Here is a 15,038-nt window from a genome sequence, read left to right as displayed (position 1 = left end):
AGGGTGCATAGGCAACCGAGGCTTTTTGCCCATTGGCAGCTCTCTCAGGCTAAGGCTGGACAATAGGAGCTGGATGACGGGAGACTGTCACGTCCAGTTCTCGGAGAGCGCGAGGGTGAGACTCCCTCGCGCCACTCGACTGCGCAGAAGTGATCGAAGAAAAAATGAAATGTGCCAGTTATTGGCGTCACCTACAAGTCCTTTAAAGATTGGTATAGGTAAAGATAGAGATTACTTGAAAGCCACACATTTCTACGGAGCATGTCAAATGCCGAAGAACAATTTGTTTATGCAATTACCTTAAAATAAACTTAAAATCAAATATAACATACTTCCAAAAGAATTTATTTGACTTCCAAAAAAATATGATAGAAGATGATTCAAGATTGGAGGTAATTATTTTATGGAAGCTTTTTATTATCATTTTTTGACCCTCAGGGGAATTCAAGCTGGAAAAGAATACTACATCTCTATGTGTCCACTCAAACTAATTCCTAAAATATTTTTATTCGATGAGGAAGAACTATCCCCTGAAATGCGTGCGCAAAGAACTTTAAACAAAGCGAGAATTCCTGAAATCACCAAGTACATCACTAGTAACCCTAAAGAATATATTTTTTCATCGATAACTGCTTCTATAGACGGAGATATTAGATTTGAGCCAATTGAAGAATGTGGAATGTATAGAGACGTGGGCAAATTAATAATCCCCATGAGCGCAAAATTTCTTATAAATGATGGGCAACATAGAAGAGCGGCCATAGAGAAAGCCCTTAAGTCAAGTCCCAATATCGGTGATGAAACAATCTCTGTTGTTTTTTTTATTGATTCCGGACTCAAATTCAGCCAACAAATGTTTGCTGACCTTAATAAACATGCTGTTCGACCCACTAAGTCTTTGGGTATTTTATATGATTACCGTGACCCTATGTCTGAACTTGCGAAGAAGCTTGTATTTGCTGTTCCAGTATTTACAGGAATGACAGAAATGGAAAAATCTACTATATCAAATCGATCAATCAAACTTTTCACCTTAAGCAGTATTTATCAAGCAACTCAATCATTTCTCCAGAAGAAACATAACGATGATATCTCTCCTGAAGATGACGAAATTGCTATAGAGTTTTGGAATGAAGTATCAAAACATATGCCAGATTGGCAATTGGCTAAAACGAGGAAGGTCGATACTGCGACCTTACGGCGTGAATACATTCATGCACATGGCATAGCATTGCATGCCATCGGCATTGTCGGTTCTGAATTGCTAAAGTCGTACCCCAATAATTGGAAGGAAATCCTTCAGAAATTATCAGCCGTTGATTGGTTGAGAAACAACGCAAAGATTTGGGAGGGACGTGCTTTAGTTGGCGGTCGCGTCAGTAAAACATATAATAACTTGATATTAACCGTTAATATTTTAAAGAAAATATTAGAAATCCCTTTAACAAACGATGAAAGTAGAATAGAGGCACTGTGGGAAAAAGGAGATGTTGAGTGAACGACGAGACACAAGATCTATTTACTACGTTTGATGAGAAATTACTTTTGGGTAAGCGGTATTTGCCAGAGATCCACAATGAAATCCAGCAAGTATATGTCGCAGATAGAAGACCTTGGGTTATTGGATATAGTGGTGGTAAAGATTCAACAGTGAGTCTTCAATTGATTTGGAATGCTTTGAGAGAATTGCCAAACAATCGTTTAGTCAAACCTGTTCACATTATATCATCTGATACACTGGTTGAGTCGCCTGCCATAATGTCCCACGTTAATAGTTCTCTGAAATCTTTACAAGAGAAGGCAATCAAGATCGGGCTGCCTTTCCACACACAAAAAGTGAAACGAGAGATTACACATTCTTTCTGGGTGAACCTTATAGGAAGAGGTTATCCAATTCCCTATCATCGAAACAGGTGGTGTACTGATAGACTAAAGGTTAGGCCAATCAATAAATTTATCTCAGAAAAAATCCAACAGTATGGAGAAGTGATCATAGTCCTTGGCCTTAGAAAGGCAGAAAGTTCTGCTCGCTCCCAGTCTATTAAGTCTTACACCATAAGAAAAAGTCCCTTAAAAAGGCATTCTTTTTTTTCTGGTGCTTTTGTCTATACCCCCGTTGCCGATTTTACTACTGAAGATGTGTGGAAATATCTCGCCATGGTGCCCTCTCCGTGGGGCAATCAAAGCACGAATAAAAAGCTCTTTGATTTATATAATGACGCCAATGCGGAGGACAGACCCTTTCTAATGGATAATGAAACACCTACAATAGGTGGACGAAGATTTGGTTGTTGGGTTTGTACTGTTGTTGACAGAGATACATCAATGGAATCCTTAATAGCAAAAGGTGGAGAATGGATGAAGCCACTCCTCGAATTGAGAAATAAGTTGGCAAAACTTAAAGACCCCGCCGAAAAAGCAAAATATAGGGATCATAGGAGAAGAAATGGCAAGGTATATTTTAAAGACGGAGGTCAAGAAATAGCCTTGGGGCAAACGACACTTGAAAAAGGATTACCACAAAAGCTTCTACGTTTGCTTCTGGAAACCCAAATTGAGATCCACAAAACTATGCCTGACTTCGAATTAATTTCTGATGAAGAATTGCATGAAATCAGGCGATTGTGGAGAGTCGAGCAGAATGACTGGGAAGATCAACTCCCAATAATTTATAATGAGGTGACGGGAAGACACTTAAACTGGTTACAGGATGATGCTGGTGCTTTCACCTCTTTCGAGAAAGAAATTCTTGAGGATGTTTGTAGCAAAAAAAATTTTCCATCGACATTGGTTGCTGAACTTTTAGAACTTGAACGACAATTTCAAGGTATGAGTAAGAGAACGAATATCCATAATCGGATTAACAAGATTTTTGAAAAGGAATGGCGATCTGTAGAAGAAATAATCTCATCCATAAAGCAGGATAACAAATGATATTTAACAAGATTACTCTTTATAACTTCGGTCCGTATTACAATCGGCAGGAATATGATCTGAGGCCCCGAGTAAAAAATGGCGAATTATGTCCAGTCATACTATTTGGGGGTAAAAATGGGGCAGGAAAGACCACGATTTTTGAAGCCATAAATCTTTCTTTGTACGGCCCCTCATCACTGGGTCCAACAGTTACAAAAAGTTCTTATGAAGAATATTTATTTGATAAGATTCATCGAAACACCATATCCAACGAGGAAATAAATAAAGCATCAGTTGAACTAGAGTTTTCACATATTCATCTTGGTTTTCGAAACATATATCAGGTACTAAGGTCATGGAAGAAAAACGGTAAAAAAATAGAAGAACAGCTTTCTATAAAAAGAAACGGCGATGTCATTGAAGATTTAGATAGAGATCAATGGGATACCTTATTAAAAGAAATACTCCCACCTGGCATTGCACAAACCTTCTTTTTTGACGGAGAAAAGATTCGGAAACTTTCCGGTGAACGATCTATTGACCGACTCTATATGGTTGATTCAATCGAAGCCTTATTAGGGATAGACATTATAAAACGGCTAAAATCTGATTTGGTTACATATTCAAGAAAGCTCGATAAAGAAAAAGATAATAGTCTCTATGTAAATAAAATAGACGATCTGAATCAAAAAAAAGAAGATCTTTCAAAAAATTTATTAATGTTAAAGCAAGATAGAGCCCAAAACGAAACAAGAATAAGTTGGTTAAAATCCCAAATTTCATTGCTTGAGGAAAAAGTTGCATTATCTGGAGGTGAGTTTTCGGAGAAATATGGAAAGTTAAAATCGGAAGATGAAAAACTAAAGGTAGAAATTAACAGTTTTGAAGACGCGCTCAGAGACATATGCCATGGTGTATTACCATTCTCGTTATGTTCAGATCTCTGTAAAAAATTGACTGAACGAATACAATACGAACAAAACGAATTGAGTAAGCAAAGCCTGCATAACGAAATAAAGAAACACGTGATTAAACTTACTGAAGAAATAATGCACTCGGAAGAATTTAAATCTATAGAAACAAAAAAAATTGATTCATTTTGTGAATATATGGTGCAAGCATCATATAAAATTTTGCAGGCCACATTGGAATTCAACGTATCTACATGTGTCATTAATGATTTATCGAGGAATGATATTGAAAAATTGACTTCTTGGGTACATCAAGCATTAAATGAAATGCCCAATAATGTTTCGACACTTTGTAAGCGTATAAATGAAGCGAAGGATAACCTTAAAAAAGTTGAAGCTAATATTTCAAGGGTACCTTCTGAAGATGCAATAAGACCGTTGATTTCTCAGTTAAACCAGGTTAATAGAGACCTTGGAGCAATATCTACTACAGCAAAAAAACAGGATGAAGACATTAAAAAAAATGAATTTCATTTAGATCATATTGAGAGAGAAATAAAAAAGATTAATCAAGACGCTATAGATAGCAGCCGTTTTACAGAAAAACTACGACTATTGGCGGAAATACAAGAAATCTTAGTCGATTTTGAAGACGATTTGAAGAAACACAAAATAAAGGAACTGGAAGACACTATTTGCGATCTTTTCAATCAATTGTGTAGAAAGAAAAATCTTGTATCAAGAATAAGCATTGATCCGTCTAATTTCTCTCACACCTTTTATGACGAGAGAGGTAATAAGATTCCGAGAAAAAGTCTTTCCAGTGGTGAAAGACAGGTCTTTGCAATAGCTCTATTGTGGGCATTGAAAAAAATTTCTGGTAGGCCATTACCTCTGATAATCGATACGCCTTTAAGCAGATTAGATAGTGATCATAGATCTAATTTGGTCAATATATATTTCCCCAATGCAAGCCACCAGACACTTGTTTTATCGACTGACACTGAAATAGATAACAGTTTTTTTCATGAATTATCGCCTTATGTATCGCACGCGTATCATTTGAACTATTATGAAGACAAAAAAATGACCATTGGTGAAATTGGTTACTTCTGGGAGGGCAATTAATACAGCGATGAAATTGAACAAAATTAGAGTAAGCAGCGAAGCCACCCATAAGTTAGGAATGTTAAAAAGCAGAACAGGATTAACTCCTAATATACTGTGCCGAATGGGATTCTGCTTGTCATTGAATGAGCCAGGAATACCAAATAAAGAGCAATACATAGAAGACGGAATGGAATTCAATCGTTATACGCTTACAGGTCAATTTGATACGTTATTTGTGTCTCTTTTGAAAGAAAGATGCCTTCAAGACAAAATTTACGCGGACGGGGATTTACCTGAATATTTTTTAGCGCATGTTAATAGGGGAATTGAACTACTATATGTTCGATTAAAAAGCTTAAGGGATTTAACAAATATTCTGTAATACAAGTAATAGTAAGAGTTTTTATGCACGTTCATTTAAATAAATTATCAGAAAGGTGCCTTTCTGGTCTTTTAAGGACCTTTTTGTAATGCCACTCAAGATATTCCCTTTGGGGATAAATTTCTGGGTTCTGTGCCATTATTATTGACTGACCATGAAAGTTGACAGACTCGTAAAAAGTCTTTTTTGTCACCCTGAATTTATTTCAGGGTCTCTAACTCACTGAAATGATTAGATGCTGAAACAAGTTCAGCATGACAAACGGTACACTTCATGACTTTTTACGAAACCATCAAAGTTCAATAGCGATTTTTTTAATCCTTTACTTCCATGCACGTCCTGTGAAACAAGAATCAGATATGATTGAATCAGGTACATAGGAAAACAAGCGATCTATACACCCCACTCTCTACTGTATATCGGTTTGGCTGCTTTAGCGTTGATTCCTAGTGACCTTCTTATGGCACTAGCTAGTTCTTTTGCGTGGTTGCTACGGAGACTATCCGTCAATACTACTTTTGCACCTGTTGCTCTCACATATTCTAATGTCTCGTTGAAATCAGCATGGTCTGACACGGCAATTTGGTAGGATGTATCGGAAATCTCTAGAAATGGTTCTATTCCATGCACCCAATGGGCAGTTAAGTTAATCACTGTGACGTCTCGGCGGTCGTATGGAATTTGCTCCCCCATGTAGTACAATCCTATATAGGTTTCTTCCCTCTTCATTTTTTTTACATCTGGTAAATCCAAGTCATACATCGAGCAAACACAATACCCTTGTTTTTCGCACACTTTTGCCTCTTCGATTTTTTTCTTATTGGCAATGACTGGGTTTGGAACCAGTTCATTTAGAAGTTCAAATGCGCGATAAAGTGTACCCCGATGGCCTTTAATAATAATTGGGCCCCGCTTTATTCGCCGTAGTATGATTTCTTTAAAATAGTCGTTTGCGTCCTCTTGGGAATAATGGCGTATTGATCTTGGGTCACCATAGGTGCTATCCAGAACAAGACTTTCTACTTGAATCACTCTCTCAAGTGGCCAACTGAAATCACCGGAGTAGCCAAGTCTATCGCCAGTTGAAGTAGTTACTTCTACTTGTACTGCACCTAACATATGGCCACTGGACAGAAGTTGAATTTCAATACCGTTATTTATATGGGTTCCGTCGATAGGAAGCGAAACTACATTTTCCCTAGCCGTTATGTCCAAATGTCGTAATTCCAGAAATGATTTGGTAGCTTCACTCATGATAATGGTTTGAAAACCCTTGCTACAATCAAATTGACACATATGATCTTCATGGATGTGTGTCTGAACACGATATTTGTACCCGGCAACAAAACCGTCACAGGTGACATCTCGGCCGAGCTTAATCGCACCGTTGCAGGACATGCCGATCTGGGAATCATCCATTTTGGTGAATCCTCAATTCAAGATACTTGTTAATGATAGATTCAAAATCCGATGTAAGTCTGCTTAAAGCCTGGTCTAAGTCCTCGTTCCCAACTATGGAAAATCTGCTTTTTCCGAGCTGTCCCTCGCAGGAAGGTAGACCGGGTAGGACTGACCTGATTACTTCTCCGAATAAGAAATCCCGTTCTCTTTGTGTCATATTAGCCAATTGGCCCCGCACTTCTGATGACCGTACCCCACCAATAAATAGGTACCGCCTGATGATTTGCGGGCGCATTTTAATGATTTCTTCAACGCAATCACTAATAGGTCTGCCGAATTTGGTCCTTGTTTCGATTATCTGAATGGCTTCTTTCTTGGACAGGTTATTTTCAATTGTCGCTCTTCCCAGAAAATTCTGCTCATCGATGGTCTTAGTACGAGCAATCTCCGAGGCTGTCGAAAAAGATATTTTGGATTTTCCACCCCAGCCAACTAAGTGCTGTATTTCTGAACTCAAGTTTGACAATCGTAGAAAGCGAGCTATCATTGTGCTATCCAACATTATTTCGCCGGATAGTTCCTTAATTGTTGTCCCTGCATCAACTACTTTCTTAAGAAGCTCAGCAACTTCCATTGGCGATAGCAGTCTTTCACCTTTGTGAACACCAACAGATAGTATTAAATCACGCTGGTTTTCTGAGGAAATACCCTTCATTCCTCTTCCTCTAGTAAGCCCATTCCGTCAAGGGCTTCCGTAATTAACGATTGAGCCGCATCCTCCCGTTTCATTCCTTCTCGCTGAGCATATTTATTCAGCGCCTTATTTTGGGATTCAGCCAACTGGACTATTAATTTCACATACTGCTTGCGCTTTTTGGCGGCCTTGGCAATCTCCTCGGCCTCCTCAACAGTCGTAACACCTCCTACCTCAACCTGCTCCACCACTTCTTGTTGTTGCGCTCCGATCATGCCTCTCATTTTTTGTGCCAAAGCAACTGCTATTTTGGGGTCGACTTCGCCGGTCTTCTCTAGGGCTATTTGAACCCGCAACGCTGTCTTCTGGTCTACGCCGCCGGCCCCACCACCTTTGTCCACCATTGCTTTAAGTTCCGGACATAATGATGTGTATTTTAGATATTCTCTTACTTTACTGCCGGGCAATCCTGTTTTTTCTGCTATTATTTTTACGTTGCCGTAAATCTTATATAAATGGTTGCACATATCGGTGTAGTCCGCTTTGTTAGGGTCACGTTTAATCAGGTTCTCGGTGAATGATATTACCTTTGCCTCTAGCTCTGGTATAGGGCGATCCAGTATCATTGCCCATATGTCCTCTTGCCCTATTTCCTTACATGCTAAATAGCGTCTTTGTCCGGTCAAGATCTCAAACTTACCAGGTTGAACAGAAGACTCGCATATGACAATTGGTTGCAGCTGTCCCACGACCTTTATACTGTCGGCCAATTCGCTTATGTCTCTTGACACTTGAGTTTTGCGTACCTGTCCTTTACCTAGTACCAGATCCTTAAGAGGTACTCTTTTAATCGCTAAAACCTCGTAATCGAATGCCATAGCCGTTCCTCCTATCTATTTTTATCGTTATTAACAATAAAGTATACTACAGATTATTCAGTGTGTAAATCGATTATTTTCATCAAGTCATTTAAGTCTAACTTGGGGATGACCGCAATTTCTGCTTGATTCACATATTGTTCAAAGAGAATCTTTTTCTCACTAAGAATACGGACAATTCTCTCTTCTATCGAATCAACTACGGTAAATCGGAACACATGCAGTACATTTATCCTATTAAACCTATGCGCCCTATTTATCGCCTGGTCCTCTAAAGCTGGATTCCACCATCGGTCAAACAAAACGACTGTACTTGCCTCCTGTAGATTCAGACCTATTCCACCAGCTTTGAGAGACATCAGAATAGCCCTAGGGCCTTCCCCACTCCGAAATCTCTCAATTATCAGATTTCTAGCATCTTCAGACAATCCACCGTGATAGATTTCGTGCACAATTTTATCCTTCAAGTGTGCGGATATCTGTTTCAGCGTTTCCACGTACTGGGAAAAGATGATAATCTTGTCTTCCTTGCCCACTAAATTATCAACGACTAGTCTCAGGGCTTCCATTTTTGAGGATTCTCCACTCTCAACATCGTAGTTGCAAATTTGTTTGAGCTTAGTGATAACGGAAAAAATAGCAGTATTTGATATGCGGCTTTTTCCTTTCCTGATCAATTCGCTACGATTATTCCAGACAGACATATATGTTTTTCTTTGTTGGGGCGATAGCTCAAGAGGGACGTCCTGCAATATTATCGGCGGCATCTCAGGTAGCACATCCGCCTTCCGCCTTCGCATGAAGTGGGGTTGCATCAATTTGTGTATTTCTATCTTGTTCATTGTCTGACGCAGAAGATCTAACTTAATGAATCTAAATATTGCAAGAAGATCATTTACACTATTTTCAACAGGTGTACCAGTTATCGCCCAAGACCTGTCACGTTTCAAAAGCCTTACTGACAATGATATATCGGAATTGATGTTCTTTACCTTTTGCGCTTCATCCAAAACCACAATATCGAAATGAACCATATTGCTTAGTGGGAGGATGTCCTGTCTAATTTGGTCATAAGATGCGATTAATATATTAATCGGTAAACTATAGTTAGCAAACCTCTCATCTTTATCACCCAGAAGCCTACGCACCGATAGATTTGGTGCCCACCTATCGATTTCTTTTTCCCAGTTAATCCGCAGTGCGGCGGGGACAATAATCAGTGCTCTCCCGAATCTACTCTTGGGGATTAACAAGGATAAGGCCACAGCTACTTGAACAGTTTTCCCGAGACCCATTTCATCCGCCAACAAGCAAGCCTCCTCTTTTAAGAGGAAGTAGACGCCTTCTTGCTGATACGGTCTAAGTGTATTAGGTATTTCTTGAATTGCCATTTTAGCACGAGCCTGATGATTTGCCAACGGACCTGCCCTTTCACGGACATGTCCCTTCATAATTATATTTCCCATAGTATTGCTGATGATTAAGTTAGAATTATCATCGTACTATAGGCAGTCTCTTAGCTTCCCAATCCTGACTGGATGGCTAAGTTTTCTTATTGCATTAACTTCAATCTGGCGTATACGTTCTCTGGTTAAGTTAAACTCTTGCGCCACTTCCTCTAGGGTGCGGCCCTGGTCATCATCAAGTCCAAATCTTAAGCGAATCACCCGCTGCTCGCGGGGAGTCAGGGCGGTCAGCGCCTCTTCGATTTGCTCTTTGAGCAACTGTTTGCAGATGGCATCAAATGGGGATCGAGTTGTGAGGTCCACGATAGAATCGCCCAGGTAACTGTCTTCTTCAGCTATTGGTGCTAACGATACTTGCATCTGTGTTAACGCTATTATTTTATTAACCTGGGCTAAAGACAAATCCATTGCTTCGCCGATTTCCTCTAAGGTAGGTTCTTGGTCAGATGCTTGTTTTAGGAGACTCTTTACTCTAAGCAGTTTGTTGATAGACTCAACCCTGTGTACCGGGATGCGGATAGTCCTGCCTTGGTCTGAAATGGCTCTATCTGCGGTTTGCTGAATCCAGTAAGGGGCGTAAGACATAAATCTGTGGCCATAAGCTGGATCAAAATGCTCAGCTGCTTTCATTAGACCAATACTACCTTCTTGGATAAGATCATCAATAGGCAGACTACTAACCTTAGTGGCAATAAATCTGGCATTTTTGTGCACCAGCCTGAGATGCGTCTCGATTATTCTGTCAAATGCCGCTTTACCGTCAATTCGGATATTGTCGATAAACGACTGGTAGTCTTTCAAAACATTTTTGCTGAATTGTTCCGATAGGATATCTCGGACCAACGGGGGAAGATTAACAACCGGAGTTTTTGGGTCAATCAATTTGATTATGTCCTTCGGCAGAAGGTCTCTGTTAATTGCCAACCTATAAATTCTAGTTCTAATATCAAGTGTGTCACCGTTAGTTGCTTTAACAACTTTATCTACCAAGTTTGGATTCCCTCTTCCAAAAGCGATGTTGTTTAGCATTTCGACAAAAATAAAACCAAATAAATCCCGTAAGCAGCAGGAGCTACCGCTATTAGATTTTACCGCACTGTCCCTTCTCCCCTCAGAATTTTGAATGAGACGATAGAGTTCAATCATGGTAGCGGTAGTATTATTGGAGTCTTCAAGTATCTTGTCACCGAGCCTATCTAAATCAGAGAGTTTTCGTAGTAGCACAACGAGATCAACAGACTTGACGATGTCCTCAACAATTTCAGAGAATATCCGACCCACTCCCGGTACCTTATGAGCAATGGTTTTCAAACATAGAATCTCATCTATGCGGCGGAGTTTGGAGTATCTCTTCCACAAATCGCGCTCTTCTTGGGCGCTAGGATATAGCAGCAAACGATTCATAGAATCCGATTCCTTTTTTACCGAAGGCTATAAGGTCGTTTTCTTCATCCATGTTAGTACGTAGGGCATCGGTATCTTGACTCTTCTCAAAGTCCAGAGTGACGCCGTTATTAGCGGCGGTGCGGTTTATCACTCGTGCCATTTTTGCCACCACTCCAAAGCGAATATTAGGCTATTGAAACGGCATCGCGCAGGGTCATGCCGAAAGAACCTGCGTTGCCGCCAGGATCAAGTGCTTTTGATTACGGCAATTATACAACATATTATCAGTCGCCTATTCTTCGAAAAAAGGCTGAAGGCCGCGCCACAGTTAGGGTGTCACTGTGCCGTGGCGGATGTAGCGTCCTTTAAGACATGATGCTCAGACGTTACTATCCAGAAACCGCGCCCCTTCCTTGTAAATTTCGCGTCGATGCCACGTGAGATACTTGGGTAGTGGAACATGCTTCGGATTCGACGGCCGCCTGATCTCCTGGCCGCGACAGACCCAAATAAGATGTTGTGTGCCATCTGAAATCATCAACTTTTCGTGACTCCACCTGCTTACTGATTACAGGAAGATATACATACCACGTCGCCTTGAAAAAATCACACTCAAAAATATGCACGTTTCAACCAGTTATCATTGATCCGGACCGACCACCCAAACTCTCGCTTTGTATTTGTTATCGGTAAGGATGATCTTGATAAAATATCAATAAAGCCGACCTCCCGTGCACTTGTTTTAGGTATCTTTCTTTAGATCGGTGATGAACTCGTCCACTCTCGATATTCTTTTAACATGTTCAGTGATGCCAGGATTTCTGTGTCTTCAGGTTGCTGGGTGATTTCCTGCAGGTATATTTCGGAGAAGAGGTATTCGTTCTGGTAGTAAGTCGTCATAAAGACTCCTTTGGGCTGTTAAAATACTTGCCTTAAAGTATATTCAGCTTGTCGACGACTTCATTTTTTATGAAGACATAGGCTTCCTGGACATCATACGTTGCATCAGCAGGCAGCAAGGGATTTAGATCACTTAGGAAGCCCTTATGTCTCATTTTCTCTTGAAGATTCTTTTCATAACGCATGCTGTCAACGATCTGACCCTCGGTTTCCATGTAATGTTTGAATATTTGGATTACTTTGCCAGCATCCGCTTTCCCTTCTGTGATGCCCAGCCATAAATCAAAAAGATCGCGTCCCTTTCTCCGCTGATACAAGGCCCTCAATTTGGTCGCGAGCATTTCCTCAAGCACATAGGTTGTTATTTCACAGCGTCCCTGGAACCAACGGGATTGAACGGCAAACGGTTGCTTCCGATAGCCTTCTACTGCGAAATGCTCTCGCGTATTGATTTCAACTTTTAGTCGCATTCGTACGACTGGAGGCCCCTCCGATTCCATCCGATAGGTCAATATGACTGATTGCTCCGTTTGCTTGCGGCGTGGCGCTCCAAGAAAGCCATTCAACAATTCTTGCAGGGTATCAATGACCTGTCCGATGGGCGCCGGGATAATTTGAACCAGGTCAATATCTTCCGAATAGCGTCGAGGAATATCAAAATAGAACTTGTGCAATGCCGTACCGCCCCGAAAAGCCAATCGCTCTGCAAGAAAGGGGCTTTGAAAAATGGAAACAAGAGCCCTGCTTATGATCAGGTCCTGTTCAACCTGGGCATCGGTAACCCAGGGCACAAACTGGCGCCAGGCTACAATATCCGCTTTTGGAATCATAGATCACCCTCCACATCCGTATTAATCAGAAGTCGCCAGCGGGTATCCTTTTCAGCTTCCCCGGCAGGTAATGAAGGATCCAGTCTTGTAAAGGGTGGATTTTTGTCGGCGATTAAACCAGCCAGATCCAGGACCAGCGCAGCGTGCCCGGCTTTCTCCATCAACCAACCCAGTCTTTGAGCACAGACCAGATTTCCCTCCGCTTTTACGGCGTCTATCAGCTTGGCAGAAGTCATAGACTCTCCAAGTTCTTGAAGCACGGTAATCGCGCGATCCAGCCCGCCTATAGATCTTGCATAACGAATGAGATCAATGGCCGTAGCCTCCGGTGAAGAGACGGAAATATGCCCCGTTTGAACCTTTATTTGAGTGACCGGGGTTGCGTTGAAGTTCGTCTTGAAGAAAAATCGGATGGCAAGGCCTTTTTTTCGGACTTCGCGCTGGGGTACCGTAGTAACAACCTGAAACTGTTGTGGCTGCTGGTGTGCAGCGCCCTGAAGGGACGCGGCGCTAAGCAGCCCCACGTAATAAGGTTGCTCCAGGTAGGCCATTAGATCAGCGATAAACCATTCCGCCGGCAATATCCTGGTGATGCGATATTCCAGGGGAACGATGACGAAAAAGCCGCTTCGGATACGCAATATCCTGTTTTTTTTCGCGAGTCTTGCTGCGGCCTTCTTGAAGGCTTCCTCAGAGAACTGAAGGGTCTGGATGGCATCTTCACGGGTAAAGAAATAGAGACCCTGCTCTTGGCGGGAATCAACCCAGGATGGCAGATCGGTTGGGGAGGATGCTTTCGCTTTTAGGGACATATCAACGTCCTGGTAAATAATTTTTACAAATAAGACCATAAAAGAGGCCTTTTTGCAAATGATATTTTGAATATGAAAGGAAGAATTTCTACCAAATTGTCTTGGCCGCCATCACTATAGAGAACCCCAAAGACCATCTTCTGTGAAGGCATGTTAATACTATTTCCCATGCAGGATGTCCATCCACCGGATCGCCTCTGAGTCACTGATCTTGCCGAGATAGACCTGGGTAGTCTTCAAATCCTGGTGCCTCAAGATCACTTTCGATACGACTTCCAGAGGCACACCGTTTCTGCTGGCATAGGTGGCCGAGTATCTCCGGAGATCATGTGGCGAAATACGGACATTCACTTTCTCGCCCAGCCGCCTTACAAGAGCCCTTGCCGTTGAATAGCATATCGGAAATGGGCGGTCATCCGATTTAAGGGCATTATCTTTGATGTATTCCGTCAGCTTTTTTGACACATTCTCCGGCATATAGGCAAGTTCTGATTCTTTACCGGATTTTGGTTCCCGCAGGGTAATGGTTCTGTCAGAGACATCCGACACCTTTATCTTCAGCAATTCACCGATTCGCAACCCACATCTTGCCTGAAGTTCCAGGATCAAGCGATCTCTCACTCTTTTCGTGTTGTAGATCATTTCATCCACCGTTTCCCGTTCGAGCACCTTGCGCAAGACCTGCTTGGATGTTCGATAGGATTTCCTAAGCAGTGACGTATTGCAGGGATTTTTCATGTTCAGTGAACAGCGGTCGATGATGAAATTGTAAAAGGCTTTTAACTGGGCATATCGTAGTCTTCGAGTTGATTTGGCAAGATCCTGTGTTAGTGTCTCCAGGAAGGTGTAGATTTCATCGGTACCAATGGAATCCAGGGCTCTTTCAGCGTAAATCCTCTCGAACCTGATAAGCAGATGATCGTAACTGTCGATGGTCCGCTGTTTATGGTTTGACTGGAGATAATTATCGAACAGCCTGATCGCTTCTTGTGTTGTCATGGTCCACCTCCGTATTCTTTGTTTTGTGAGGTCTTTGGGGTTCCCGGAAATTATATATCTCAGGTGGACCAGTGCATGAAGAATTATGACATGAGGCAATGGGGGAGTTCACATAGATTTGATAGCACATGAAAATCTGTGGGCCAACCTCCACATTTCAAACAGGATTCAATGATCTGGCCCGATCAGCCGCACTGAAGCTTTGTATTTGCTATACGTAACATAATCTGATTTTCTTATTGATGTTAAGCTGTTAACTCATATTTAAGCTCTCACATTTTTATCTCTCAGTCAAGATAAATCCCGGCCGGAGCCATTAAAGAGCTCAAGGCCGAGATCACCTCTTCATGATC

At 41.4% G+C, this 15,038-nt stretch carries 14 protein-coding genes; 4 read left to right on the top strand and 10 right to left on the bottom strand.

The features are described from left to right. Window positions 1–403: 403 nt before the first annotated feature. From dndB to dndE, 4 genes are read left to right on the top strand one after another with little or no spacing between them, the layout of a single operon-like run. Complete coding sequence (dndB, locus tag Q7J27_10135) at window positions 404–1,498, top strand: DNA sulfur modification protein DndB (GenBank protein MDO9529503.1); 1,095 nt, start codon at window positions 404–406, stop codon at window positions 1,496–1,498. Then, a complete protein-coding gene (dndC, locus tag Q7J27_10130; protein MDO9529502.1) occupies window positions 1,495–2,934 on the top strand; it encodes a DNA phosphorothioation system sulfurtransferase DndC in 1,440 nt (479 codons plus the stop codon). The genes dndB and dndC overlap by 4 nt, the downstream gene beginning before the upstream one ends. Next, on the top strand, window positions 2,931–4,955 hold the full coding sequence (dndD, locus tag Q7J27_10125) for a DNA sulfur modification protein DndD (protein MDO9529501.1): 2,025 nt from the start codon (window positions 2,931–2,933) through the stop codon (window positions 4,953–4,955). The genes dndC and dndD overlap by 4 nt, the downstream gene beginning before the upstream one ends. 7 nt (window positions 4,956–4,962) lie before the next feature. Then, window positions 4,963–5,319: a DNA sulfur modification protein DndE gene (dndE, locus tag Q7J27_10120; protein MDO9529500.1), complete on the top strand. Its 357-nt coding sequence runs from the start codon at window positions 4,963–4,965 to the stop codon at window positions 5,317–5,319. A gap of 393 nt (window positions 5,320–5,712) precedes the next feature. Here dndE and Q7J27_10115 read toward each other — a convergent pair whose 3' ends face one another. The 10 genes from Q7J27_10115 to Q7J27_10070 all read right to left on the bottom strand — a co-directional run bounded on the left by Q7J27_10115 (window position 5,713) and on the right by Q7J27_10070 (window position 14,685). Next, entirely contained in the window at window positions 5,713–6,738 is a 1,026-nt protein-coding gene (locus Q7J27_10115; GenBank protein ID MDO9529499.1) for a hypothetical protein, read from the bottom strand. Beyond that, a complete protein-coding gene (locus tag Q7J27_10110; protein MDO9529498.1) occupies window positions 6,731–7,435 on the bottom strand; it encodes a hypothetical protein in 705 nt (234 codons plus the stop codon). The genes Q7J27_10115 and Q7J27_10110 overlap by 8 nt, the downstream gene beginning before the upstream one ends. After that, on the bottom strand, window positions 7,432–8,292 hold the full coding sequence (locus Q7J27_10105) for a ParB/RepB/Spo0J family partition protein (GenBank protein MDO9529497.1): 861 nt from the start codon (window positions 8,290–8,292) through the stop codon (window positions 7,432–7,434). Before Q7J27_10105 ends, Q7J27_10110 begins: the two co-directional genes overlap by 4 nt. 53 nt (window positions 8,293–8,345) lie before the next feature. Further along, window positions 8,346–9,758 carry a DEAD/DEAH box helicase gene (locus tag Q7J27_10100; GenBank protein ID MDO9529496.1) on the bottom strand — a complete coding sequence of 471 codons (1,413 nt, stop codon included), beginning with the start codon at window positions 9,756–9,758 and terminating at the stop codon, window positions 8,346–8,348. Between the two features lie 36 nt (window positions 9,759–9,794). Next, window positions 9,795–11,069, bottom strand: a complete 1,275-nt coding sequence (locus Q7J27_10095; protein ID MDO9529495.1) for a sigma-70 family RNA polymerase sigma factor — start codon at window positions 11,067–11,069, stop codon at window positions 9,795–9,797. A 67-nt stretch (window positions 11,070–11,136) separates the two neighbouring features. Further along, window positions 11,137–11,304, bottom strand: coding sequence for a hypothetical protein (locus Q7J27_10090; GenBank protein ID MDO9529494.1), 168 nt, complete (start codon window positions 11,302–11,304; stop codon window positions 11,137–11,139). A gap of 596 nt (window positions 11,305–11,900) precedes the next feature. Next, a complete protein-coding gene (locus tag Q7J27_10085) occupies window positions 11,901–12,044 on the bottom strand; it encodes a hypothetical protein (protein MDO9529493.1) in 144 nt (47 codons plus the stop codon). Window positions 12,045–12,076: 32 nt separating this feature from the next. Continuing rightward, window positions 12,077–12,874, bottom strand: a complete 798-nt coding sequence (locus Q7J27_10080; protein MDO9529492.1) for a nucleotidyl transferase AbiEii/AbiGii toxin family protein — start codon at window positions 12,872–12,874, stop codon at window positions 12,077–12,079. Next, entirely contained in the window at window positions 12,871–13,686 is an 816-nt protein-coding gene (locus Q7J27_10075; GenBank protein ID MDO9529491.1) for a type IV toxin-antitoxin system AbiEi family antitoxin, read from the bottom strand. Before Q7J27_10075 ends, Q7J27_10080 begins: the two co-directional genes overlap by 4 nt. A gap of 159 nt (window positions 13,687–13,845) precedes the next feature. Continuing rightward, a complete protein-coding gene (locus tag Q7J27_10070; protein MDO9529490.1) occupies window positions 13,846–14,685 on the bottom strand; it encodes a site-specific integrase in 840 nt (279 codons plus the stop codon). Window positions 14,686–15,038 lie beyond the last annotated feature (353 nt).

The organism is Syntrophales bacterium (assembly GCA_030655775.1).
GTDB lineage: Bacteria > Desulfobacterota > Syntrophia > Syntrophales > JADFWA01 > JAUSPI01.
This window is presented reverse-complemented; position numbering and strand designations above follow the sequence as displayed.